This window comes from Otariodibacter sp., from assembly GCF_029256985.1.
Lineage (GTDB): Bacteria > Pseudomonadota > Gammaproteobacteria > Enterobacterales > Pasteurellaceae > Otariodibacter.
In genome coordinates this window covers 1-23,315 of record NZ_JARIDQ010000086.1, presented here as the reverse complement: position 1 = coordinate 23,315, position 23,315 = coordinate 1, and the positions used below count along the sequence as shown (strand labels likewise).

The window sequence follows — 23,315 nt, the reverse complement described above, 5'->3', positions numbered from 1 at the left end:
GATAATCAATGAATTTAATCACATTTCATGAAGAAATTGACAAGGTATGGAACCATATTGAAGAGCAATTAGACGCACAAGATTCTGATATTGATACTGAAAGACAAGGTGCGGTATTTACGTTATCTTTTGATGATGGAACGCAAATTGTTATAAATAAACAAGAAGCGATGTTAGAACTTTGGCTTGCAAGTAAATTAGGTGGATTCCATTTTGCTTACCATGATGGAGATTGGATAAGTTCAGAGGGGCGCTCTTTTTGGACTCATCTAGAAGAAGCTATTGCTAATCATGGTGAAAAAATCTCATTTCATAAGTAATGCCAACCTCAAATCCAAATATCGCTGATGCTCAAAATATCTTACAAACGGTATTTGGGTATCAATCTTTTCGGCAAGGGCAATCAGAAGTTATTGATGCTATTCTTTCTGGTAAGGATTGTTTAGTCATAATGACTACTGGTGGCGGGAAATCACTCTGCTATCAAGTCCCTGCACTGTGTCTAGACGGGATAACATTAGTAATATCTCCTTTAATATCTTTAATGAAAGATCAGGTGGATCAGTTACAAGCATCTGGAGTTGAAGCCGCTTATCTAAATTCAACTCAAACAATAGAAGAACAACAGCAAGTTGAACAGAAGGCATTGTCGGGGCAATTAAAATTACTTTATCTGTCACCAGAAAAGGTAATGACATCAAGTTTTTTCCACTTTATTTCACATTGTAAAATTAGTTTATTGGCGGTGGATGAAGCTCATTGCGTTTCACAATGGGGGCATGATTTTCGCCCAGAATATACTCTATTGGGTGGTTTGCGAAAAACTTTCTCGAACATACCGCTTGTAGCACTAACAGCAACTGCAGATCCGACAACGCGTGTTGATATTATTCAGCATTTGAAATTGGATAACCCTCACACTTATTTAGGAAGCTTTGATCGACCGAATATTCGATATACGGTACAAGAAAAATTTAAACCCATTGAGCAATTGGTTAAGTTTGTTCTCAGCCAAAAAGGTAAAAGTGGCATTGTTTATTGCAATAGTCGTAAAAAAGTTGAAGATATTACACAAAAATTAGCGAGCCGAAATGTGAGTGTGATGGGGTATCATGCAGGAATGAGCGTGGAAGAACGAGAAACCGTTCAAAACGCATTTCAGCGAGATAATATTCAGATAGTTGTTGCCACTGTTGCATTTGGGATGGGAATCAATAAATCGAATGTGAGGTTTGTCGTGCATTTTGATTTGCCAAGAAGTATTGAATCTTACTATCAAGAAACGGGGCGAGCAGGGCGAGATGATCTACCCGCTGAAGCAGTGCTTTTTTATGATCCCGCAGACTATGCGTGGCTTAACAAGATCTTGTTGGAAAAACCTGAGAATGATCAGCGTCAAATTGAACAGCATAAGCTACAAGCAATTGGTGCATTTGCAGAGTCACAAACTTGTCGTCGGCTGGTTTTGCTTAATTATTTCGGTGAGTCACGTCAGCACCAGTGTAATAACTGTGATATTTGTCTGGATCCTCCCAAAAAATATGATGGGTTACTCGATGCCCAAAAAGTGATGTCTGTCATTTATAGAACAGGGCAAACTTTTGGATTACATCATGTCATTGCGGTTTTAAGAGGGTTAAATCATCAAAGAATTAGAGAGCTAGGTCAAGATCAGCTCTCAGTTTATGGGATTGGAAAAGATAAATCTCAAGAATATTGGATTAGTGTCACTCGTCAGCTTATTCATTTGGGTTTTATCCGACAAAATATTGTTAATCATTCAGCTTTACAATTGACGGAAGAGGCTCGTCCTATATTACGTTCAGAAATTGATTTACAGTTAGCAATGCCTCGCTTAAGTTTTTCAGCCACTTCTTATATCCAAAAACAAACAGCAGCATCCCGTCGATATGATAAAGATTTGTTTGCACGCTTACGATTTCTACGAAAACAATTGGCGGATCAGGCGAATATTCCTCCTTATGCAGTTTTTAATGATGCAACTTTACAAGAAATGGCAGAATTTATGCCAACAACAGATTGTGAATTATTATCTATTAATGGTGTTGGTGAACGGAAACTAGAACGATTCGGTGGAGTATTTTTAAACTTAATTAAAGAGCATAAGCGTAATCGTCAATGATTTATTAGCATTCTCTCTATTTTGCTTTTTTTACTTTGGAATAATTGGAGTTGAGATATAATTGAAAAGAGTCAACCTCAAAAGAAAATATCAAAAGAAAAAGTATTACATACTCTTTAAATATTATAGTTTTTTATGGATAAAAACTATAATTAACAATATAAATATTATTAGTAATTCTATTAAATTAACTAAACTTAAGGAAATAAGATTAAATTCTTGAACAGATTATTATATTATGACAATGTATAGAAAGAATTATGATCTAATTCAATTTATTTAAATAGTCTCTATGTTGTTTACTTTGAAATGGAACAATAGATATTATATTATTATACTTTAAAAGTTGATAAAATTGAGGATAGTTAAAACTTTCATTTTCTCCAAAATGTTCCAATTTATCTTGATCATGTAACCGGATAATTTGTTTGATTTTATCTTCTTTTCGACCTAAGCAATCAGGATAGACTTCAACATTATTATCTTTATCAAGAATGAAAACATTAAAGCTACCATTATCGTTATCTTCAAAGAAAAATTGTAAAAAACCAGCGCTGGCAAAATTATAAATTTCACTTGGTGCTTTCATTTGTTCTTGTTCGGGCAGATATTCTTTCAATTCTACCTGTTTACCAAAAACTAACTGCCATTTTTTACCTGCTAATTTGAAAGTATTAGTATGTTGTTTTTCTGAAATTTTACCTGTTTGTACAATGATACAACGTTCAACTAACCCCATAACAAATTTTTGTAAAGGCTCACATAATTGAGCACTGTAACAAAATACATTAACAGATTGTGGTGGAGCAGAACTACGGTAGATATTATTTGCAATCAATTTTAAAGCTTTCAAAATAGCATCATTACCCTCTATATGCTGAGTAATAATTTCATTCCACATATTGCGATAAATAAAACAGACACTACCAATAAATCCTTTATTTGAAGAATTTAAATTAAACAGATCTATTTGGGATAAATCTGACTGGGTAGGCATTTTTCTGGTAGGATCGTTAGTCAGATTGATCGCCACAATCAAATTTCTAATTTCATTTGGATGGTAAAAATCGTTGCGATTCATTAATGGTGGTTTCGCAGGAAAAGATAAGCGAAGATCACTAATGAAATTTCTTAATCTGGCTAATGATACAGTTTGACTTACGATATTTAGCTGAGTATTAACCGTTACTACTCCATTAAAATAAGCCCAAGCAACAAGCTGAATTAGATTTTTTTGATACTCAACATAACGAGTGGTTGAGTCATAGAGTGCTAAAGGTGCCTGATTTATTAAATACCAACCTTGTTTAGTTGCTCCATTTTCCGACACTTCTACGAAAGTAACTTCTTTCTCTTCTAAATTTTTTGCGATTTTTTGATTTATTAGTGCAACTTTACCTGGTAATACTTCAAATACCGAATAAAGTTTACGCATCAGCAAATCAGTATCTTGAGGCATTATGCTTGGATCAATGTGAAATCTTCGAGCAAAATTAATTAAATTTCGATAGCTTTTTAACAATTGTTCTACCAACATTTTTTGGGTTCGAACCGCTTGTTTTATCTTCCAATTATCTTTATTTTCTAACTCAATAAACTCTTTTTCTTTCCATCTCCACGATAGGGCTAATTTTCTTAACTCATTTTTCTTCCAATTATCAATTTGTCCCTCAGTCGCTTTTATATAGAAACATCGTCTTACACAATCCAAACGAACGAGTTCATTACGTCCCTCTAGATATTTAGTTACCTTTTCTAGCATTGCTAAATACGGATCAAAGTGATATTGCACTTTTTCCTTAGAAAGTAACCGCTTGAATTTTTTCGAAATTAAAAAGGTTTTAGGATAAATTGCTGTATAGCTCTCTAATAATAAAATTTTAATCGCTGATTTATAAGGGTGGTCAATACCTTTGTAAAGTTGCCATAAACTTGCTCCAAAATATTCTCCAAGCTCTAAAGAGGAAAAATCTCCAAAATCAAGCCAATCGTCTAAATCAATAATATTTTCATTAACAGCTTGTTCAACAGTTTCTTGGTAAGAAAGACGTTTTTCCCAGATGTGTAGCCATAGAATACGTTTCCCAGCTAAACGAATAGCAGAGCGGTAGAATTCATCAAGTAAAAAATAATGTTGAGCTGAACCACTATTTTCTGAAGAAATATCATCATAATATTTTTGAGTTCTAAATTTATCTGGGTTCATTAGGTAGAAATTAACATCAACTCCTAGATTTTTAGCCCATTGTACTATTAATGTTAATTTTTTATTGAGTAAAAATAGCTCATTCTCAGTAAATGTTTTTGTATGACAAAGCCAAATATCAATATCAGAAAGGGTTGTTTGAGTGATTGAACCTAAGCTTCCCATAACATAAAGTGCATCAAACTGGTAATTTTGATTTTCACTGATTATTTCTGGAATATAGTTGGAAAAATATTTATTTTGAATCTTATCTTGCTCAAATTGATAAATTCCTTCCGGAGCACCTTCAACGTATCCAATTAAATTGGGATGGTTATAATGAACAAAGGATGGAATCAGCGAGAATACCTTATGGAATTCTTCTGTATTATTATTTAAGACTCGTTGAATTCGAAGTTTATCCAACTGATCAATGCGAATTTGGGCGTTATAAATTGAATCAGCTAAATGAGATACTTCTGAGCCTTTAGTCTCAAATTGTGTAAAAACGAGCTCTCTCATTTATGGCCTATCTTGATAAGAATGTAGTTTATTCTCAATTTGTTTGATGAAAAGTAAATATAGCATAACCTAAATAAAAACCACTAAGGGAGGCCTTAGTGGTTTATTTATCAAGTAATGATTATGCTTGGCCTTTAACTGCTTTTAATCCTAAGAATGGTGCTTTATCACCTAATGCTTCTTCGATACGGATTAACTGGTTATATTTAGCAATACGATCTGAACGACTCATTGAACCAGTTTTGATTTGACCCGCTGCTGTACCTACTGCTAAATCTGCAATAGTTGCATCTTCAGTTTCACCAGAACGGTGAGAAATTACTGCTGTGTAACCTGCATCTTTAGCCATTTTGATTGCAGCTAATGTTTCAGTTAATGAACCAATTTGATTGAATTTGATTAAGATTGAGTTAGCGATACCTTTTTCAATACCTTCTTTTAAGATCTTAGTATTAGTTACGAATAAGTCATCGCCCACTAATTGGATCTTATCACCTAATACTTTAGTTTGGTAAGCGAAGCCATCCCAGTCAGATTCATCTTGACCATCTTCGATTGATTTAATTGGGTATTCTTCACATAATTTTTCTAAATAGTGTGTAAATTCTTGAGAAGTGAATGATTTACCTTCACCTTTCATTTCATACATACCAGTTTCTTTGTTGTAGAATTCAGATGATGCACAATCCATAGCTAAAGTTACATCTTTACCTAATACATAACCTGCTTTTTCAACAGCTTCTTTAATACAAGCTAGAGCGGCTGCATTTGATTCTAAGTTAGGTGCAAAACCACCTTCATCACCAACTGCTGTACTTAAACCTTTGCCTTTTAATACTTTTGCAAGATTGTGGAAAACTTCAGAACCAATACGAAGTGCTTCTTTTAATGTTTTAGCACCAACTGGTTGAATCATAAATTCTTGGATATCAACGTTGTTATCTGCGTGTTCACCACCATTGATGATATTCATCATTGGTAACGGCATAGAGTAAACACCTGGAGTGCCATTCAATTCTGCGATGTGAGCGTAAAGTGGTAAACCTTTTGATGCTGCTGCTGCTTTTGCATTTGCTAAAGACACTGCAAGAATTGCATTTGCACCAAATTTAGATTTATTTTCTGTGCCGTCTAAATCAATCATAATTTGATCAATTTCAGCCTGGTTAGACGCATCTTTACCTAAGATTGCTTGTGCAAGTTCATTATTTACCGCACTTACTGCTTTTAACACACCTTTACCAAGGAAACGTGCTTTATCACCATCACGTAATTCTAACGCTTCACGTGAACCTGTTGACGCACCTGATGGAGCAGCTGCTAAACCAACGAAACCACCTTCTAAATGCACTTCTGCCTCAACAGTTGGGTTACCACGAGAGTCGATGATTTCACGACCAATTACTTTAACGATTTTTGCCATTGTTAATATCCTCAATGTAAGAGTTAATATAAAATAAAAAACTACTGTATATAGTAATGTGATTTTGTTATTTTGTCTTGCAAAAAAGTGACATACTTCACAAAAAATAACGGTAATTTGATCCTAATCGGTTATTTTACTAAAACTAAGCTATCATTATTCAATGTATTAAAACGAAACACTAAATTATGAATTCAGAAATATTGCTCAGTTGTAAAAATATCACAAAATTTTATCAAGAAGGCGACAACAAAACCCAAGTCTTACGGGATGTCTCTTTTTCTATGTCAAAAGGCGAATTAGTTGCGATTGTTGGTAGCTCTGGTTCAGGTAAAAGCACCCTTTTGCACACATTAGGTGGATTAGATCAACCTAGTAGTGGTGAGGTTTTTATTCAAAATCAATCCCTACAACAACTTAGTAATAATGCCTTGGCGAAATTACGCAACCAGTATCTTGGCTTTGTTTACCAATTTCATCATTTAATGGCTGATTTTAGTGCCTTAGAAAATGTAATGATGCCAATGTTAATTGGACAACAAAATAAAACCGAAGCAAAAGATCGTGCTGAAAAAATGTTACAAGCGGTCGGATTATCCCATCGAATTACACATCGACCATCAGCTCTTTCTGGTGGTGAAAGACAACGTGTCGCTATTGCTCGTGCCTTGGTGAATAAACCAGCGTTAGTGTTGGCGGATGAACCAACCGGTAATCTTGATCACAAAACAACAGAAAGTATTTTTGAATTGATTAAACAACTCAACCAAGAACAACATATTGCATTTTTACTGGTTACTCACGATCTCAATTTAGCACAAAAACTCAATCGCCGCCTAACAATGCGCGATGGCTTATTACAAGAGGAAAACTAATGAATACTCCTTTTTTTATTAGTTGGCGTTACCAGCGAGGTAAACAAAAAAATCGCCTTGTATCCCTTATCTCTCTCTTTTCTAGCATTGGGATTGCTTTAGGTGTGGCAGTGCTAATTATTGGGTTGAGTGCAATGAATGGTTTTGAGCGAGAACTTAATCAACGTGTATTATCCGTTGTGCCTCACGTGGAAATTAAAGCATATAGTGAAGATGGACAAGGCATAGTACAAAATCGGGATTATTTAACCGAAATTGCAAAAAATATCCCGGAAGTAACCGCTATTTCACCTTTTGTGAGTTTCACTGGGCTAATCGAAAATGGTTCAACTTTAAAAATTACACAAGTTAAAGGGGTTGAAGCCATCGAACAAGATAAAGTCAGTGCATTAAGTCAATTTATCCCTGCTGAACAATGGCAAAACTTTCAAAAAATGGGTGGACTAATTGTAGGTGCTGGGATTGCTAGAGATTTAGATGTAACTGTCGGCGATGATGTAACCTTACTTCTTCCTCAAAACACTAATGATGGAAAAATGGCACAACCTCTTCGCTTTAATTTACCGATAACAGGTATTTTGCGTTTAGACGGGCAATTAGATCACACTTACACCCTATTACCGTTAAGGAAAGCACAGGAATTGTTAGGCTACCAAGCTAATCAAATTTCAGGAATAGAGTTATCCGTTACCTCACCATTTAAAGTAAGAGAAATGGATTTTTCTTCGTTAAATACTTATCCACAAATGCTTTCAGTGCAAACGTGGATAAACCAATTTGGTTATATGTATAACGATATCCAGCTTATCCGAACTGTTATGTATATTGCGATGGTGCTTGTAATTGGCGTAGCCTGTTTTAATATCATTTCTACGCTCGTAATGGCTGTTAAGGATAAACAAGGTGACATTGCGATCCAACGTACGCTAGGGGCAAATAATCATTTTATTCGTCAAATATTCCTATGGTATGGATTAATTTCTGGGATGAAAGGTGCGCTATTTGGCATTATCCTCGGTGTAATTGTTTCTCTTAATCTAACTGGAATAATTAAAGGAATTGAGCAATTTTTCAATATTAAACTGCTTTCTGATGGGATTTACTTTATTGATTTTTTACCAAGTGAAATTCACTGGTTAGATATTGTATGGGTATTGCTTGCCACGGTGATACTTAGTTTGATTGCAAGTTTATATCCAGCGATACGAGCCTCAAAATTAGAGCCTGCAAAAGTATTGAGTGGTTATTAAAAATACTATAAGAGGTCTTGAATAATAATTAAGGCTTTTATTTTTAGATATAATAGACCATAACTCTCTCCTAAAACAGTACAACATATATAGAAATTTATAGGGCTAATCTACTTAGCTCTATATTTTATTCGATAATAGAGTCAAGCACACTCTTACCAAAAACCTCAAGACTCTCTTTTGTTATGATATCTCGTTTAAAGAGTGGAATCTTTGCATAATGATAACGACTAAACATCTTATCACTCTGAGATACATACTCTGCTTCCTGTGCAATTCTAGAACTTAAGAATTCATCCTCTGAATCTGTTGGTAACACTTTATTTAATACAATTGCATAAGGCTTTAAGCCTTTTTTATCCAAGCTTTGAATTGCTCTTTCTGTTTCTGCAATAGCTAATTTTGAAGCATTTAATACGAGAATAATGCCACACTTTTTAGGATCTTTAACTAAATTTGAAAATGCGCTATATCGGAGATATCTTTCGTCAAGAACTTCTATTAATTGTCCTCGAATAAAGCCATCTGGATCGCTGAATCTATTTTTATCCCCGCCCTCCAAATGACCTAAAACTTTCTCACTCATACCACCACGTTCTTGCATACTAAGTAATGTTTTGCTCCAGTCTTTTAATTCCTTAGGCATGAAGAATAATCTTAAGGTATGACCTGTCGGTGCTGTATCAATGATAACATAATCATATTCATCAGCTTCTTTGGTCAAAATTGTTGTTAACCTTTCAAACAATGCTGCTTCCAAAGTTGAAGAGCTATCCGCTACTTTGGTAAAATAATCGTCTATGCGATCATAGCTTGTGGCACTAACAAAGCCTCTCATATTTTTTGCAACATGGTTTACATAAGTTTTTGCTTCAAGAGCTGAATCAATCTCAATGATATTCAAATTCTCATTTATCTTTGTTGTTGTATTTTTTAATTTAACATCAAAGATATCACTTAAATTATGAGCAGGATCCGTAGATACTAATAGAACTTTATTATGTGCATTAGATAATGCAACAGCTATAGCACTTGAAGTTGTACTTTTCCCAACACCACCTTTCCCTCCGACAAATAACACTTTAGGAAGTTGTTTACTATTCATATCAGATCCTTTTAGCAACAGCAACTACATGGAAAATTTTCAAAGAAGGAATGTCTTAACCCAACTTTCTGATGCCAACGATGGAATCGTGGCATAAGTGCTGGTAACATTTCTAATGTATAAAGAGAATATGGATTTTCTATACCGTAAATTTCACTAAAAGCAATAATCATGAAGAAATCATCAATCTCTGTATTTTCTTTTAGAATTGCACTTTTATGCATGCCTACATAAAACTGCTCAAGATCTTTTGTAAATCGAATAATTCTTTTTATCATACCAAATCCTTAAAAATACATTGCCTTGCGTAAAGCAAGGCAATGTAAGATATTTAAGCAGATGTTTTTCTGTCAGCCAATACTTTGCTTATCACTTTAAGTGAAGATAGTACAACAAGTAAAGTTACAATAATAACAATGGCATTTAAGACTGTAAGTAGATAATTCTCAGCCATGTAATAATCACCAAGTTTAATAATGGCACCCCAGAAGCTCATGATCAGAATAAAGCTCATAGGAATAAGAACAATTAAGCTACCGCTAAATTTGTTAGACTTAAGCAAGATAACTGCTGTTACCATAAGTGTAAGGCTAGCTAATAATTGGTTGGTTGCACCAAATAAAGGCCAAATAGCAACTTGACCATCGCTCACTCCATTCATTGAAATAGCGAAAGAAGTTGCTACAGCAACAATAGTCGCAACGCCTTTACCTCTTAAGAAGCTAATATCATACATATCCCCCCATTCTTGGATAATATATCTTTGAAGACGAATACCTGCATCCATCGTTGTCGCAGCAAAGAGGATAACCATAAGAGAAAGTAAGGTTGAACTTGCGCCTTGCGGAATACCAAGTCCTTCGAAGATAATAGCACCACCGCCAGATACAAAGCTTGCAGTACCTCCTTTATATAAGTCTGCCCAGCTATCAAGATTGAGATCTGCATTTACTAAGCTTAATCCAGCAACACAAGCAATTATTGTCGCTAAAGCTAAAGATCCTTCACCCATAGATCCTAAGTATCCAACAAAACGTACATCTTGCATTTTATTAACTTGTTTTGATGTTGTACCAGAACTTACTATTCCATGGAAACCACTTATTGCACCACAAGCAACAGTAATGAATAGCACAGGAATTACCATTTGCCATCCACCTGGATTATCTGTCACGGCAGGAATAATGCTCGGTGCAGAAATACTTGGATGAACAATAATGATACTTGCGTATAGTAAGATTAAACCAACAAATAATTGAATGCCATTAACGTAGTCTCTAGGTTGAAGTAATGCCCATACAGGAAGAATGGAGGCAATACCTGCATAGATATAAAGTAACACAACCCATTGAGAATCTTGATTTAATCCAAAGAATGAATCTGGTAAGCTCACAGGAAAGGCTACTCCAATTGGAACAAGAACATAAAGTGCAATAACTGCTACAATAGTAACTGGAACAAGTTTCATCTTAAATCTATACATAGCTTGTCCCATCAAGAGAGCAATTACAACAGCCCCCCAAGCTGGGATAATGGTACTAGTATGCTCTACACTCTCTTTAGCAATAATAACGCCAAATGCCCCATTTACCATTAATAAAACTAAGAAAATAACAACCATAAATAGTTGACCAACTTTGTTACCAACAAAGCGAGTACATATAGTTCCTATACTCTTACCTTCATTTTTTACACTCGCCCATAGTGCTGACATATCATGAATACCAGCAAATGCAACGGTTCCAATGACAACCCACAGAAATGCAGGTAACCATCCCCATTGGACAGCGATAGCAGGGCCAACGATAGGAGCTGCTCCTGCAATAGCAGTAAAGTGATGTCCCCAAAGCACAAATTTGTTTGCTGGAACAAAGTCTACATTATCTCGATATTCATGTGCTGGAGTAACGAAATTATCATCAAGTTCTAATACTTTTGATGAATATAAGCGGGAATAAACAAACCAGCCAAATGCAAAAGTAATAAAGCCAATCAGCATAAGCCATACGGCATTCATAAAAGCTCCTTTATAATTAATATTTTTATATCTACGTATATTTATTTATAGATAAATACCAAAAACTTATCTTAAAATCTTACCAATTTTACAAAATTAATATTGCTACTTTTGGTGTCGCAAAATTACACCTAAAATCATATTTTTTCAATAAAATTGAATAATTTTTACTCAAAAATTAAATAACAAAAAGGTAATAAACCTATTATTTAAATTTCAGTTGAACTATTTGTAACAGAGCTAAAAATAAGAGATACTCATAGATAATGACTGAACTATAAATAATCTCGATGCTAAAATAAGCTAAAGTAAATGCATCAACTCAAGAATTGTGCCTGTAAATATGACATTATCAAATCAACTTATTTGTAAATAAAAAGTGAAATATGGTGGTATGGAAGCTTCGTATATTAACCACTTAAGAGAACTTAAAGAAGAGAGCTGCAGATATCAAACAAATGTATGCCGATTTAAACCTACAATCATAGATGTAAGAAGAAATCACAAAAAGACTCTAGTGTCTATTTGCGAGTGTAAAGTGTGAGTACAAGAATTACAAACATATCATTCTATTAGTATTACAGTAAACTGTCAGATTGTTTGTTTAAGCCAAACAATTTATTACCATAAATCTAATGATGTTCAGTCGGTATAGTAACTCAAAGATTTACATTTATTTTTTAAAACAACTAGTTAAAATAGTTTAGTCTAGTTATTATCTAGACTAAACTCAAAAATAATGTAAAAGAAAGAGAAGTCCAATATCATTGGATCTTTAAAAAGATTATCTATACTTATCTAAAAATCGGTAATAAGGTATACCTATTTTGAGTGCAAGTTTTTTGACACAATTTCCCCCCCAAATAGTCGGCACTTTTAATTTCTCAAAAACTCTTAAGCGTTCATCATTACCATCAATTGCTTCAGCAATAATTCTTCCTGCTAATCCTGTTAAGGCAACACCATGTCCAGAAAAACCTTGAGCAAAGTAAATATTCGACTGTATTCGACCAAAGTGAGGAGAAGCATTTAAAGTCATATCAATAGGTCCTGCCCATCCATAATCAATTTTTATTGATTCTAATTGAGGGAAGATATCTAACATATTACGACGCATTTTTTCGATCATATTAGTATTACTACTAGAATCACTACCAAATAGTAATCGGTTATCTGCACTTAAACGATAATAATCTAGTAAAATATTATTATCACATACTGACATACCGTTATTGATTACACTATTAGCCATATCCTCATCCAAAGGTTCTGTTGCAATAATAAAGCTTTCAACAGGTAAGATCTTACGAGCAAGGGTAGATCCAAATTTTTTATTGGTTTTACTGTCAATATAAGCATTAGTTGCTAATACAACATGATTTGCTTTAACCATTCCTTCGGGTGTAGATACCTCAATATAAGAATCTTTAGATTTAATATCTATAGCAGGTGAATGCTCAAAAATAGAAACTTGAGAATCTATTGCAGCTTTAGCTAAGCCCAAGCAATAATTCAATGGATGCAAATGACCTGATTGAGAGTCGTATAAACCTCCACAATAAACCTCACTACCAACATGGTTGGATAGCTTCTTTTTATCCCATAATTCCATATTGGTGTAACCAAATGCATCATGTGCAGCTTTCTCAATACGGATAAGATCATCTAAACGTCGCTCATTCAAAGCAAGAGTTGCATATCCCTTTTTCCAATCACATTGAATATTATATTTTTTGATACGCTCATCGATAATTTGAATTGCTTCAAGAGACATATCCCATAATTTTTTAGCTTGTTCAAATCCTTGTTGTTCAATATATTCGTCTATGCCTTCTTCAAATCCATTTATTGCTTGTCCTCCACTACGACCAGAAGCACCAAAGCCAACTCTTGCTCCTTCTAGCACAATGACGTGTTTCCCTTTTTCTGCGAGTTCCAGTGCGGTAGATAATCCTAAAAAGCCAGCACCAATTACACATACATCAGCGAATACTTGTTTAGAGAGAGAAGTAAATTGTAAATGTATATTTCGAGAATCTGAATAGTAAGTACGGATATGTTCTTGGTATGAAAAATTCAGCATAAAAAACCAGTAAAAATGGTACCTATTAATTATATCTAGGAATAAAGAAAGAATATATGTGGAAATGGCGCACCCGAGAGGATTCGAACCTCTGACCGCTCGGTTCGTAGCCGAGTACTCTATCCAGCTGAGCTACGGGTGCCCAATAAAGAGTAAATGGCGGTGAGAGAGGGATTCGAACCCTCGATGGAGTTTTTGACCCCATACTCCCTTAGCAGGGGAGCGCCTTCAGCCTCTCGGCCATCTCACCACACACTGTGTCTGTGGATGCGCATATTACTAGTTTCTAAAAATATGTCAAACGCTTTTTTGAAAAAATGGAACGCTTGTCTATATCATAGTCAAAATGATATTTTTTTGTCTAGTTATTGATAAATAAACTAAATATCATAACGTTAAGTAAATCTTATATTCAGCATTCAATTAATCTCTAAAATTATTAAATTGAAATGGTTGACCTAATTCTGCACCTTTTACCAGCTGAATAACGGATTGTAAATCATCTCTAGATTTTCCTGTTACCCGTACTTGCTCACCTTGAATTTGAGTTTGTACTTTAATTTTTGCATCTTTAATTAGTTTAGTAATTTTCTTCGCCATTTCAGTTTCAATACCTTGTTTAAGCTTTATTTCTTTACTGTAAAGTTTACCATGGTGTTCACTTTCAGTAGGAATATCCAAAGAGCTGTGTTCAATACCTCGTTTAATACAAGCACCAATTAAAATTTCGACTAATTGTTCTAGTTGGAAATCAGATTCAGTGGTTAATTTTACAGTCTCGTTTTTTTCATTTAATTCAATAACTGATTCTACGCCACGAAAATCATAACGAGTACTTAATACTCTATTAGCATTTTCAACGGCATTACGCACTTCGTGCATAGTAATTTCAGATACAATATCAAAGGATGGCATATTCTTTTTCTCCTAATTGATTCAATAAATTTTTTGCATTTAATAATAAGGTTAATGCACTTAAATCACCAAAATTAATTTTAAATTTAGCTTGTTCTTGTACTTTTGGTTTTGCATGAATAGCAACGCCTAGACTTGCACTATTAAGCATTAATAAATCATTTGCTCCATCACCAATCGCAACCCATTGTGATTTAGGAATATTAAAATCTTTCCCTAATCGTAACAAGGTATCAGATTTATATTGAGCGTCTACCACTCTTCCCAGAACATTTCCAGTTAGTTTACCTGATGAAATTTCTAGTTTATTTGAAACAGCTTCATCTAGCCCATATTTTTGTTTTAAATAATCGGCAAAATAATCAAATCCACCAGAGGCAATGGCAATTTTCCAATTATATTGCTTAAGTATTGAAATTAATTGTTCAAAACCTTCCATAAGCGGTAAGTTATCCCGTACTTTTTGCAAAATACTTTCTGGTGCATTTTTTAGTGTTCCTACACGCTCACGCAAACTTTGTTCAAAATCGAGTTCTCCTCGCATTGCTCTTGCGGTAATATCTGACACTTTTTCACCTGTACCAGCCAATTTAGCAATTTCATCAATACATTCAATTTTTATTGCCGTTGAGTCCATATCCATTACAAGCAATCCAGTTTGTGTCAAATCAGGAATGATAGATAAATCACTATAATCAAATGACATCAAATTAGCCTTTTCACGAATATACTCATTCAATTTCCCTTTAAAAAAGGCGATTTGGTAATCTAAATATTGACTCGCACCTAATAAAATAGCACAGTTGTCAGACGCAATTTTTTCTATCTTTTGCGTATCTAGAGTTCTTGAATAAATAAAAAAAGTGTTTTTCATACCAAAATCTTCTGCAATAAGTATTTGAATGATCATAAGAAAATAATCACGTCCTGTCTATAATCCCTTTTAAATTGTCCATTTATTATTTACAGGCTAGAATACGATAAGGAATAAAATGGGAGTATCTATGAGAATAACAAAGAAAAATATATTAAGGGTAGGCATACTTTCAGGGGTTGCAATGTTGTGTATTGTAGTTGTTGCAATAATCTTCGCAGGCATTAGTCAATTCAAAGTAGGTTCTCAACTTGCTACAATTAATCAAGTTTCAAATTTGTCACATCTGATCGTCCGTCAACAAGCAAAGTTATTTTCATTATTACTTGTGCAAAATGCAGAAAATGAAGAGTTAGTCGATGCATTAGATACATTTTCTAAAGAAGAATTTGTGATTGATGCAACACTCTACTCAACATCAGGCGTATTAATTGCACAAAGTAATAATGCTCATCAATTTCAAACCAAAAAAGAAAGTGAACAAAATACAAATACACAACAAATTGTTGAACCCATATTATCTCAACAAGAACTTATTGGTTTTTTAAGAGTTACTCTAAATACTCAATATGGACAGACTACACAAAATAAAATTAATGATCTTTTTCATTTATTATATGGAGAATTAATTATTTTGTTTCTTGCTGGAGGTTTATTTATAAGCTGTTTCTTCTATTTTAAACGAAGAAATCCAATTATGCATAGTCATGTTAAAATTACACCTCGATATAATCCAGCTCAACGATTCCATTCAAAACGAAGAGCTTTTGTACGTAAATGATTGTAATTCGAGTAAGGGATAGTATAATATCCAGCGCTTTGTCTTTAACTGACACTTAAATTAACAAAAGTTACTCACGAATTAACAAAAATAGGAATAAGAGGAATAAATGGCTAAAGAAGATTCCATAGAAATGCAAGGTACGATTCTAGAAACCTTACCTAATACAATGTTCCGTGTAGAACTCGAAAATGGACACGTTGTTACGGCTCATATTTCAGGGAAAATGCGTAAAAATTATATCCGAATCTTAACAGGTGATAAAGTTACCGTTGAGATGACACCTTACGATTTAAGTAAAGCTCGTATTATTTTTAGAGCAAGATAATTTAGTTGCGGTGGAAAAAATGGAAGCATTGTGCTTCCATTTTTTTATGCTAATTTTTCTGCTTTCTCTGGTAATAAAATTAAAATACCATTCTCTATTGGGTAAAATAGATTGGCTTCACGAGAAATTAAACGATTATTTTCTCTATCCCATTCCAATTTCGTATGAGAAACAGGGCAGGCAATTATATTTAATAATGTTTCATTCATATTGTTTTCCTAATAATTTTAAAATTGGATCAAGTAAGTAAACGGTAGATTCGTTAGATAGTTTTGCAGATACTGGAATATACCACCAATTATCTTGAGCAAATGCCAAACATTTTACGGCATCTTTTTCTGTCATCAGCAATGGGATATTTGGTTGAGAAATTTCCTGAATACTTTCTGCTGTATAAGATTGATGATCCGCAAAACTATGACTTTCGTTCAATTTAATCCCTAAATCATGCAACATATTGAAAAATCGAGGTGGATAGCCTATCCCAGCAAAAGCAATACAAGGTTTGCCATAAAATTGTGTAAGTGGTTTTTTTTCCCTCGTTTTCAAATTAATGGCATCATCTGGCTGTAAAGTCATTAACTGCTCATTATTTTTTGCAATTCCACCATTACAAATCACTGCCTGTACAGAATTTAAACGATTTGGTAACTCACGCAATCCACCAGCAGGTAATAAAAATCCATTACCAAAGCGACGTTCACCATCAATGACTACCCATTCCATATCACGTTCTAACGCATAATGTTGCAAGCCATCATCAGTGATGATTAGATCTAAATCATACTGAGAAAGTAATAACTCAATACTTTGCTGACGATTAGGTGAAATAGCAACAGGAGCTTGAGTACGTTGTGCAATCAATACGGGTTCATCTCCCATTTCAACTGGCAGGCTTTTAGCAGTAACAAGCTGAGGAAAGATTTTATTTGTACCGCCATAACCTCGAGAAATTACGCCTACTTTAATCCCTCGCTGTTGTAACTGCTCAACAAGCCATATTACTGTTGGCGTTTTACCATTCCCACCAACAGAAATATTTCCGACTACTAAAACAGGTACTGGAGAGCGATAAGTTTTAATAATTCTTTTACTATATAACCATTTTCTCAAAGCACTTATCAGAAAAAAAAGCAGAGATAAGGGAGAAAGTAGGATAGTGAAAAGGTTAATTGATTGCCAAATTTTCATCATCAGCCTTATATAAAAAGAATGGATAATATCCATCATCTATTCTTTTTTTAATTTCTATTGGTTAGTCAATTTTAGGTTTATCACTTTTTTCAACAACAGCTTTGCCTACAGTAACCTTCTTTGCATTAAGTGAAGGAAGATCGTACATTGTATCCAGTAATAATTCTTCAACAATTGAACGTAATCCACGAGCGCCTGTTTTACGTGAAATTGCTTTTTGAGCTATTGCAAGTAAAGCATCTTTAGTAAATTTTAATTCTACTCCTTCCATATTAAATAAAGCTTGGTATTGCTTAATAATAGCATTTTTAGGCTCAGTAAGAATTTTCACTAATGCTTGTTCATCTAATTCTTCTAAAGGTGTGATTATTGGTAAACGGCCAATCAATTCTGGTATCAACCCAAATTTTACTAAATCCTCTGGCTCAACCTGTTTAAATAATTCAGAAAGAGCTTCACGCTCTTTATCTTTCTTTAATTCAGCACCAAAACCAATTCCACCTTGCTTATTTGTTCTCGCTCCAACAATTCTATCTAATCCAGCAAAAGCTCCACCGCAAATAAATAGAATTTTAGATGTATCGACTGGAATTGTTTCTTGTTTAGGATGTTTACGTCCACCTTGTGGGTTAATATTCGCTACAGTACCTTCTACAAGTTTTAACAACGCTTGTTGTACACCTTCGCCAGAAACATCACGAGTTAATGATGGATTTTCTGATTTACGAGTGATCTTATCGATTTCATCGATAAAAATGATCCCTCTTTCAGCTTGTTCTGGATCATAATCACATTTCATTAATAATTTTTGGATCACATTTTCAACATCTTCGCCCACGTAGCCTGCTTGGGTTAATGTAGTTGCATCTGCGACAGCAAAAGGAACGTTTAAACGACGAGCTAAACTTTCTGCTAATAATGTTTTTCCGCTTCCTGTTGGTCCAATTAATAAAATATTACTTTTACCTAACTCAACCTCTTCACTTTCTTTATTATCAGCCAAAGTATTACGTAATCTCTTATAATGGTTATAAACTGCAACAGACAAAACCTTTTTCGCATGAGATTGCCCAATTACATATTCGTCTAAATGCGCATGAATTTCATGAGGAGTTGGGACTTTATCAAAGACTTCCCCGTCTTGTTTTTTATCAGTCTCACTTAATAAATCTTCATCGGAATTTAATAACGTATAAGATTCCTCAATACATTCATTACAAATATAACCTTCAGTACCTTCAATTAAAGCATCGACTTCTGAACGTTGTTTTCCACAGAAACTACAGTGTGGCTCTTTCTCAAAATTACTCATTATTTACCATCTCTATGTGTCATTACTGCATCAATTAAACCATAAGCTCTTGCTTCCTCAGCAGACATAAAGTTATCACGATCAGTATCTTTTTCTACCTTTTCTAAAGGTTGACCAGAATGCTCTGCCATACGTTGATTTAAAGTTTGTTTAATTTTTAAAATTTCTTGCGCATGTATTTGAATATCTGAAGCTTGTCCACGGAACCCACCTAATGGTTGGTGAATCATTACTCGTGCATGTGGTAACGCAAAACGTTTACCTTTAGCTCCTGCTGAAAGTAAAAAAGCCCCCATTGAACACGCTTGTCCAATACAAACAGTGCTAACATCAGGTTTAATAAAATTCATTGTATCAAAAATTGCCATGCCGGCTGTAACAGAGCCACCCGGTGAGTTAATATAAATACTAATATCTTTTTCTGGATCTTCTGATTCAAGGAAAAGTAATTGTGCCACGATCAAATTTGCCATGTTATCTTCTACTTCACCATTCAAGAAGATAATTCGTTCTTTTAATAAACGAGAGTAGATATCATAAGCTCGTTCACCTTTTGAACTTTGCTCAACTACCATTGGAATAACTGCCATTCTGTGTTCCTTATATAAAAAACCGTTAACTTGGTGAATTCTAGCAAAAATTGCCCACTGTATAAATAAAGAGATTAACAAATAGCGGTGAGATCGTTACAATCTTTTGCAAATTACAGGAGAACATATGTCCATTGATGAAATTTATATTCAGTTCGCGAATTGCAAATCTTGGGAAGAAAGATACCGCTTGCTCATTCAATTAAGTAAAAAACTCCCTAAACCAACGGAAGAAGAACTAGCGCAATGGACTGAAATTCATGGTTGCGAAAGTCGATTGTGGTTTGAATTTCAGTTAGAACCAAGAATAATCAAAGCGTATAGTGATGCTCGCTTAATGCAAGGGTTGTTAGTTATAGTTACTGCCTCATTGTCTACACAATCGAGAGAAGAACTTAAATTATTTAATATTCAAAAATTATTTGATGACTTGGGGATTACTCGTCACTTAACCAGTACCCGTCTAAATGGACTAAACCAAATAGAAACAAGAGTTAAACAAGTTATTTAATTAATTTATTCAATTGTTCTGCTCGATTAGTATCCAATTTAATTAATTGTGTTAAAGCGTTTTTCTTAAGGGTATTATTTCCAGCCTCATAAGCACATAGAGCTAAATTCTCAAGAGTATCTGCTTGATGATAATAAGGTCTTTCACTATTTAACACTAAATTAAATTGGGTATAAGCCTGTTCAAACTTCCCCTGCTTACATAAAAATGTACCATAATTATTCAATACATCAGGAGAAGCTTGATCATTATTATTTTGTTTTTGGCTTAATTGAATGGCAGATTGATATGCTTTTTCAGCATTAGTTGTATTACCAATTTGTTGGTAATAATAAGCGAGTATAGAGTAGGGTAGATAGTCATTACTATCATGTTTCATTGCTGTATCTATATTCTGCTTTGCTTTTGGAAAATCATTTTGCTCTAAATAAGCTAGAGCTAATTTTACTCTTGCTTCTACAGCTTCAGAGCGTTTAAATTTAACAGATTGATTAGATTGGATTGTACAGCCAGCAAGCCATAGAATAGCTAAACAAGCGGTAATATTCTGAGAATATTTTGCAAATTTCATAATAACCTCTACGACTCACTTAAAAATAAAGATGGTAAATATGGCTAATCTATTCACCATTAAAGTAAATAAAATATTAATGTGTTGAAATAGATATATTTTGACCAAACTTACGTTTTTCCATTGTACGTTTGGTTCTATCTATTACATCTCCAGCAAGCTGGCCACAAGCTGCATCAATATCATCACCACGTGTTTTTCTGACAGTTACAGTAAAACCATATTCCATTAATGTTTTTTGAAAACGATCAATACGGGTATTTGAACTTTTTGCATAAGGTGCTTCTGGGAACGGATTCCATGGTATTAAATTGATTTTACTTGGGGTGTTTTTTAATACCTTAGCTAATTGATGAGCATGTTCTACTCCATCATTTACTTGATTTAGCATCACATACTCAATAGTGACTTTACCATGATTGGCATTAGATACTTTTAAATACTCATTCACTGAATCAATTAACATTTTAATGTTATATTTCTTGTTAATTGGTACTATCTCATTACGTAACTCATCATTAGGCGCATGAAGTGAAATTGCTAAAGCTACATCAACTTGATCTCGCATTTTATCCAATGCAGGAACTACACCTGAAGTTGAAAGCGTAACACGGCGTTTTGATAGGCCATAGGCAAAATCATCTAGCATAATTTCCATTGCTGGAATAACATTACTCATATTAAGTAACGGCTCCCCCATTCCCATCATTACCACATTAGTAATAGGACGAATACCTGTTACACCAAAATTCCCCACAATTTTAGAGGCTCGCCACACTTGTCCAATAATTTCTGAAACAGATAAATTACGGTTAAACCCTTGTTGTGCTGTTGAACAGAATGTACAAGCTAACGCACAGCCAACTTGTGAAGATACACATAATGTTGCACGATCATCTTCTGGAATATAAACCGTTTCAATTTGTTGATCACCTACTTGCATTGCCCATTTTATTGTACCATCTGAAGAACGTTGTTCGACAGCAACTTCAGGTGCTTTAATTTCAGCGATTTGTTTTAATTTTTCACGTAATACTTTGTTAATATTCGTCATATTATCAAAGTTATCTTCACCAAAATGGTAAATCCATTTCATTAACTGATCTGCACGAAAAGGCTTTTCTCCCATTTCTGCGAATAGCTCTCGCATTTGTTGGCGGTTTAAATCTAATAAATTAATTTTTTCTTGTTTAGTCGTTGTACAACTAATATTTGTTGCTTGAATTGTTTCAGACATTGATAATAGCCTCGTTATTACACGAATTATGGCAAAAGGTTAGTTTTGCAAGAATTAAAGGTTGCAGATTTTACTTGTGTCTTTCTTATTAGGCTAGTGGTTTTTATAACATTTTCAAAATAGAAAAATTGTATTATTCGATATAGATCGTAAAATTTGTTTACAAGCGGTCAGTTTAAATGAATATTTTACGTATATTACAAAGTCATCTCACAAGTTAATCTCATGAGATGACTAATTTATAAATCACAATTTTACACTAGCCAACCTAAGAAAATTGCAAGTGTAAAGATACCTCCTATTGAAGATAATAGTAGTGTTGCACCAGCTACGGCTGGACGAGAATTCACTAATGCGCCAAATACTAAGCCAAAGAATGCGGATGGAATAGCCATTAAAATTGCTGCACGTGCGGCTGTTACATAATCAATTCCTATCAATAGGCCAATACCCAGACCAACTAAAGGTTGAATCATATTCGCTAATATAGCACTCAACGTTACATTAACATTTAATTGTATCTTTTGGGCAGAAAGTAATAAGCCCGTAATGAATAATCCAACCCCACCAGTTGCAAGAGTAATTGGTCCAAATAAAGTAGGAACAAAACTTGGCATTGGGATACCTAATATTGACCATATCAAACCTAAAATGGGGAAGAAAAATACAGGCGTTCTCACTGCGCCAGAAAGCGCTTTAAAGAACTCTTTAGTAACAGAAACTTCAGCTCCAGAGTCAATTGCACTTCCCATTCTCAACAATGATAATGCAATAGGTGTCACAAAAATTGAACCTGACACAATCCCTGTTGCTGCGAGTAATGCAGCCTGATCACCGTACAAAGGTAATAAGAGTGGGATACCAAGAGAGGCAAAGTTAGGGAATGCAACGATTAATGCTTGTACAACCCCATCAGTCAATCCAAATCCAAAGAATTTACGTTGGATAAGTAAAGTTCCAAAGAACATTACGAGCATGGATAATCCTATTACCAAAATAAGAGGTAAATTAGGAAGAATCAACTCTCTCGGAGTACGTGCAATGGCAATAAACATGGTTAAAGGCACCATAAATGTCATCAACATCATGTTGATTGATTTCACATTCTGATTATCAACTATCCCACGCTTCCCTGCGAAAAAACCTAACGCAATACCAACGTAGATAGGTAATAATGCACTAATAATAGTATCGAACATTATTTGACCTCAAATATTAATACACTTGACCTTTACCTGGATCTACATGTACATCAATCAAGTGTACATGTGGGTCGCTTAAGGCTTTTTTGATCGCTTCATCTAACTCTGCCACGCTATTCACTCGAGATGAATTACATCCATAACCTTTCGCTATTTCTGTCATATCAATACCTGGTAATTCTATTCCAGGGACATTT

Annotated in this window: 23 protein-coding genes and 2 tRNA genes; 7 read left to right on the top strand and 18 right to left on the bottom strand. The window is 34.2% G+C overall.

The window, feature by feature from the left end; genetic code table 11:
• Positions 1 to 8: 8 nt before the first annotated feature.
• On the top strand, positions 9 to 320 hold the full coding sequence (cyaY, locus tag Q1J40_RS08590; protein WP_301099733.1) for an iron donor protein CyaY: 312 nt from the start codon (positions 9 to 11) through the stop codon (positions 318 to 320).
• On the top strand, positions 320 to 2,143 hold the full coding sequence (gene recQ, locus Q1J40_RS08585; RefSeq protein ID WP_301099732.1) for an ATP-dependent DNA helicase RecQ: 1,824 nt from the start codon (positions 320 to 322) through the stop codon (positions 2,141 to 2,143). The genes cyaY and recQ overlap by 1 nt, the downstream gene beginning before the upstream one ends.
• A 265-nt stretch (positions 2,144 to 2,408) precedes the next feature.
• Here recQ and Q1J40_RS08580 read toward each other — a convergent pair whose 3' ends face one another.
• Positions 2,409 to 4,850: a class I adenylate cyclase gene (locus tag Q1J40_RS08580; RefSeq protein ID WP_301099730.1), complete on the bottom strand. Its 2,442-nt coding sequence runs from the start codon at positions 4,848 to 4,850 to the stop codon at positions 2,409 to 2,411.
• A gap of 121 nt (positions 4,851 to 4,971) precedes the next feature.
• Positions 4,972 to 6,273, bottom strand: coding sequence for a phosphopyruvate hydratase (gene eno, locus Q1J40_RS08575; protein WP_301099728.1), 1,302 nt, complete (start codon positions 6,271 to 6,273; stop codon positions 4,972 to 4,974).
• 188 nt (positions 6,274 to 6,461) lie between these two features.
• Between eno and lolD the strand changes: the two genes are divergently transcribed.
• Both lolD and lolE read left to right on the top strand, forming a co-directional pair.
• On the top strand, positions 6,462 to 7,148 hold the full coding sequence (gene lolD / locus Q1J40_RS08570) for a lipoprotein-releasing ABC transporter ATP-binding protein LolD (RefSeq protein ID WP_301099726.1): 687 nt from the start codon (positions 6,462 to 6,464) through the stop codon (positions 7,146 to 7,148).
• Positions 7,148 to 8,398, top strand: a complete 1,251-nt coding sequence (gene lolE, locus Q1J40_RS08565; protein ID WP_301099724.1) for a lipoprotein-releasing ABC transporter permease subunit LolE — start codon at positions 7,148 to 7,150, stop codon at positions 8,396 to 8,398. The genes lolD and lolE overlap by 1 nt, the downstream gene beginning before the upstream one ends.
• Positions 8,399 to 8,525: 127 nt before the next feature.
• Here lolE and Q1J40_RS08560 read toward each other — a convergent pair whose 3' ends face one another.
• The 8 genes from Q1J40_RS08560 to serB form a co-directional block, all read right to left on the bottom strand.
• Positions 8,526 to 9,503 (bottom strand): ArsA family ATPase, encoded by a 978-nt coding sequence (locus tag Q1J40_RS08560; protein WP_301099722.1) that lies wholly within the window; start codon positions 9,501 to 9,503, stop codon positions 8,526 to 8,528.
• An 11-nt stretch (positions 9,504 to 9,514) separates the two neighbouring features.
• Positions 9,515 to 9,781: a cory-CC-star protein gene (locus Q1J40_RS08555; RefSeq protein ID WP_301099721.1), complete on the bottom strand. Its 267-nt coding sequence runs from the start codon at positions 9,779 to 9,781 to the stop codon at positions 9,515 to 9,517.
• A gap of 53 nt (positions 9,782 to 9,834) precedes the next feature.
• Positions 9,835 to 11,520, bottom strand: a complete 1,686-nt coding sequence (locus Q1J40_RS08550) for a carbon starvation CstA family protein (RefSeq protein ID WP_301099720.1) — start codon at positions 11,518 to 11,520, stop codon at positions 9,835 to 9,837.
• A gap of 784 nt (positions 11,521 to 12,304) precedes the next feature.
• A complete protein-coding gene (locus tag Q1J40_RS08545; RefSeq protein ID WP_301099719.1) occupies positions 12,305 to 13,603 on the bottom strand; it encodes an NAD(P)/FAD-dependent oxidoreductase in 1,299 nt (432 codons plus the stop codon).
• A gap of 65 nt (positions 13,604 to 13,668) precedes the next feature.
• A tRNA-Arg gene (locus Q1J40_RS08540) sits at positions 13,669 to 13,745 on the bottom strand.
• Between the two features lie 15 nt (positions 13,746 to 13,760).
• Positions 13,761 to 13,853: transfer RNA gene (locus Q1J40_RS08535), tRNA-Ser, on the bottom strand.
• A gap of 173 nt (positions 13,854 to 14,026) precedes the next feature.
• Positions 14,027 to 14,518, bottom strand: a complete 492-nt coding sequence (locus Q1J40_RS08530; protein ID WP_301099718.1) for a YajQ family cyclic di-GMP-binding protein — start codon at positions 14,516 to 14,518, stop codon at positions 14,027 to 14,029.
• The gene (serB, locus tag Q1J40_RS08525; protein WP_301099717.1) at positions 14,505 to 15,392 is read right to left on the bottom strand and encodes a phosphoserine phosphatase SerB; all 888 of its coding nucleotides are present in this window, start codon (positions 15,390 to 15,392) and stop codon (positions 14,505 to 14,507) included. The genes Q1J40_RS08530 and serB overlap by 14 nt, the downstream gene beginning before the upstream one ends.
• 130 nt (positions 15,393 to 15,522) lie before the next feature.
• On the opposite strand from serB, the gene Q1J40_RS08520 reads away from it, so the two are divergent.
• Together Q1J40_RS08520 and infA are read left to right on the top strand one after the other, a co-directional pair.
• A complete protein-coding gene (locus Q1J40_RS08520; protein WP_301099716.1) occupies positions 15,523 to 16,173 on the top strand; it encodes a YtjB family periplasmic protein in 651 nt (216 codons plus the stop codon).
• Between the two features lie 109 nt (positions 16,174 to 16,282).
• Complete coding sequence (gene infA / locus Q1J40_RS08515; RefSeq protein ID WP_025217878.1) at positions 16,283 to 16,501, top strand: translation initiation factor IF-1; 219 nt, start codon at positions 16,283 to 16,285, stop codon at positions 16,499 to 16,501.
• A gap of 44 nt (positions 16,502 to 16,545) precedes the next feature.
• Here infA and Q1J40_RS08510 read toward each other — a convergent pair whose 3' ends face one another.
• The 4 genes from Q1J40_RS08510 to clpP form a co-directional block, all read right to left on the bottom strand.
• Complete coding sequence (locus tag Q1J40_RS08510; RefSeq protein WP_301099713.1) at positions 16,546 to 16,710, bottom strand: Trm112 family protein; 165 nt, start codon at positions 16,708 to 16,710, stop codon at positions 16,546 to 16,548.
• On the bottom strand, positions 16,703 to 17,692 hold the full coding sequence (gene lpxK, locus Q1J40_RS08505; protein ID WP_301099766.1) for a tetraacyldisaccharide 4'-kinase: 990 nt from the start codon (positions 17,690 to 17,692) through the stop codon (positions 16,703 to 16,705). Before lpxK ends, Q1J40_RS08510 begins: the two co-directional genes overlap by 8 nt.
• Before the next feature lie 64 nt (positions 17,693 to 17,756).
• Positions 17,757 to 19,007 (bottom strand): ATP-dependent protease ATP-binding subunit ClpX, encoded by a 1,251-nt coding sequence (gene clpX / locus Q1J40_RS08500; protein ID WP_301099711.1) that lies wholly within the window; start codon positions 19,005 to 19,007, stop codon positions 17,757 to 17,759.
• A complete protein-coding gene (gene clpP, locus Q1J40_RS08495) occupies positions 19,007 to 19,597 on the bottom strand; it encodes an ATP-dependent Clp endopeptidase proteolytic subunit ClpP (RefSeq protein ID WP_301099709.1) in 591 nt (196 codons plus the stop codon). Before clpP ends, clpX begins: the two co-directional genes overlap by 1 nt.
• 127 nt (positions 19,598 to 19,724) lie before the next feature.
• Between clpP and Q1J40_RS08490 the strand changes: the two genes are divergently transcribed.
• On the top strand, positions 19,725 to 20,108 hold the full coding sequence (locus Q1J40_RS08490) for a SufE family protein (protein WP_301099707.1): 384 nt from the start codon (positions 19,725 to 19,727) through the stop codon (positions 20,106 to 20,108).
• Here Q1J40_RS08490 and pilW read toward each other — a convergent pair.
• The 4 genes from pilW to Q1J40_RS08470 all read right to left on the bottom strand — a co-directional run.
• A complete protein-coding gene (gene pilW / locus Q1J40_RS08485) occupies positions 20,101 to 20,679 on the bottom strand; it encodes a type IV pilus biogenesis/stability protein PilW (protein WP_301099705.1) in 579 nt (192 codons plus the stop codon). The genes Q1J40_RS08490 and pilW overlap by 8 nt on opposite strands.
• A gap of 76 nt (positions 20,680 to 20,755) precedes the next feature.
• Positions 20,756 to 21,916, bottom strand: a complete 1,161-nt coding sequence (gene rlmN, locus Q1J40_RS08480; RefSeq protein ID WP_301099704.1) for a dual-specificity RNA methyltransferase RlmN — start codon at positions 21,914 to 21,916, stop codon at positions 20,756 to 20,758.
• 254 nt (positions 21,917 to 22,170) lie between these two features.
• On the bottom strand, positions 22,171 to 23,115 hold the full coding sequence (locus Q1J40_RS08475; protein ID WP_301099703.1) for an AEC family transporter: 945 nt from the start codon (positions 23,113 to 23,115) through the stop codon (positions 22,171 to 22,173).
• A 16-nt stretch (positions 23,116 to 23,131) separates the two neighbouring features.
• Positions 23,132 to 23,315 (bottom strand): thiamine pyrophosphate-dependent enzyme (locus Q1J40_RS08470; protein WP_301099702.1); only part of this gene is annotated, 184 nt, incomplete at its 5' end.

What these genes read in the sequence shown, in the direction of transcription:
- cyaY (WP_301099733.1), top strand. Translation starts at nt 9, where the DNA reads ATGAATTTAATCACATTTCATGAAGAAATTGACAAGGTATGGAACCAT.
- recQ (WP_301099732.1), top strand. Translation starts at nt 320, where the DNA reads ATGCCAACCTCAAATCCAAATATCGCTGATGCTCAAAATATCTTACAA.
- Q1J40_RS08580 (WP_301099730.1), bottom strand. Translation starts at nt 4,850, where the DNA reads ATGAGAGAGCTCGTTTTTACACAATTTGAGACTAAAGGCTCAGAAGTA.
- eno (WP_301099728.1), bottom strand. Translation starts at nt 6,273, where the DNA reads ATGGCAAAAATCGTTAAAGTAATTGGTCGTGAAATCATCGACTCTCGT.
- lolD (WP_301099726.1), top strand. Translation starts at nt 6,462, where the DNA reads ATGAATTCAGAAATATTGCTCAGTTGTAAAAATATCACAAAATTTTAT.
- lolE (WP_301099724.1), top strand. Translation starts at nt 7,148, where the DNA reads ATGAATACTCCTTTTTTTATTAGTTGGCGTTACCAGCGAGGTAAACAA.
- Q1J40_RS08560 (WP_301099722.1), bottom strand. Translation starts at nt 9,503, where the DNA reads ATGAATAGTAAACAACTTCCTAAAGTGTTATTTGTCGGAGGGAAAGGT.
- Q1J40_RS08555 (WP_301099721.1), bottom strand. Translation starts at nt 9,781, where the DNA reads ATGATAAAAAGAATTATTCGATTTACAAAAGATCTTGAGCAGTTTTAT.
- Q1J40_RS08550 (WP_301099720.1), bottom strand. Translation starts at nt 11,520, where the DNA reads ATGAATGCCGTATGGCTTATGCTGATTGGCTTTATTACTTTTGCATTT.
- Q1J40_RS08545 (WP_301099719.1), bottom strand. Translation starts at nt 13,603, where the DNA reads ATGCTGAATTTTTCATACCAAGAACATATCCGTACTTACTATTCAGAT.
- Q1J40_RS08530 (WP_301099718.1), bottom strand. Translation starts at nt 14,518, where the DNA reads ATGCCATCCTTTGATATTGTATCTGAAATTACTATGCACGAAGTGCGT.
- serB (WP_301099717.1), bottom strand. Translation starts at nt 15,392, where the DNA reads ATGAAAAACACTTTTTTTATTTATTCAAGAACTCTAGATACGCAAAAG.
- Q1J40_RS08520 (WP_301099716.1), top strand. Translation starts at nt 15,523, where the DNA reads ATGAGAATAACAAAGAAAAATATATTAAGGGTAGGCATACTTTCAGGG.
- infA (WP_025217878.1), top strand. Translation starts at nt 16,283, where the DNA reads ATGGCTAAAGAAGATTCCATAGAAATGCAAGGTACGATTCTAGAAACC.
- Q1J40_RS08510 (WP_301099713.1), bottom strand. Translation starts at nt 16,710, where the DNA reads ATGAATGAAACATTATTAAATATAATTGCCTGCCCTGTTTCTCATACG.
- lpxK (WP_301099766.1), bottom strand. Translation starts at nt 17,692, where the DNA reads ATGAAAATTTGGCAATCAATTAACCTTTTCACTATCCTACTTTCTCCC.
- clpX (WP_301099711.1), bottom strand. Translation starts at nt 19,007, where the DNA reads ATGAGTAATTTTGAGAAAGAGCCACACTGTAGTTTCTGTGGAAAACAA.
- clpP (WP_301099709.1), bottom strand. Translation starts at nt 19,597, where the DNA reads ATGGCAGTTATTCCAATGGTAGTTGAGCAAAGTTCAAAAGGTGAACGA.
- Q1J40_RS08490 (WP_301099707.1), top strand. Translation starts at nt 19,725, where the DNA reads ATGTCCATTGATGAAATTTATATTCAGTTCGCGAATTGCAAATCTTGG.
- pilW (WP_301099705.1), bottom strand. Translation starts at nt 20,679, where the DNA reads ATGAAATTTGCAAAATATTCTCAGAATATTACCGCTTGTTTAGCTATT.
- rlmN (WP_301099704.1), bottom strand. Translation starts at nt 21,916, where the DNA reads ATGTCTGAAACAATTCAAGCAACAAATATTAGTTGTACAACGACTAAA.
- Q1J40_RS08475 (WP_301099703.1), bottom strand. Translation starts at nt 23,115, where the DNA reads ATGTTCGATACTATTATTAGTGCATTATTACCTATCTACGTTGGTATT.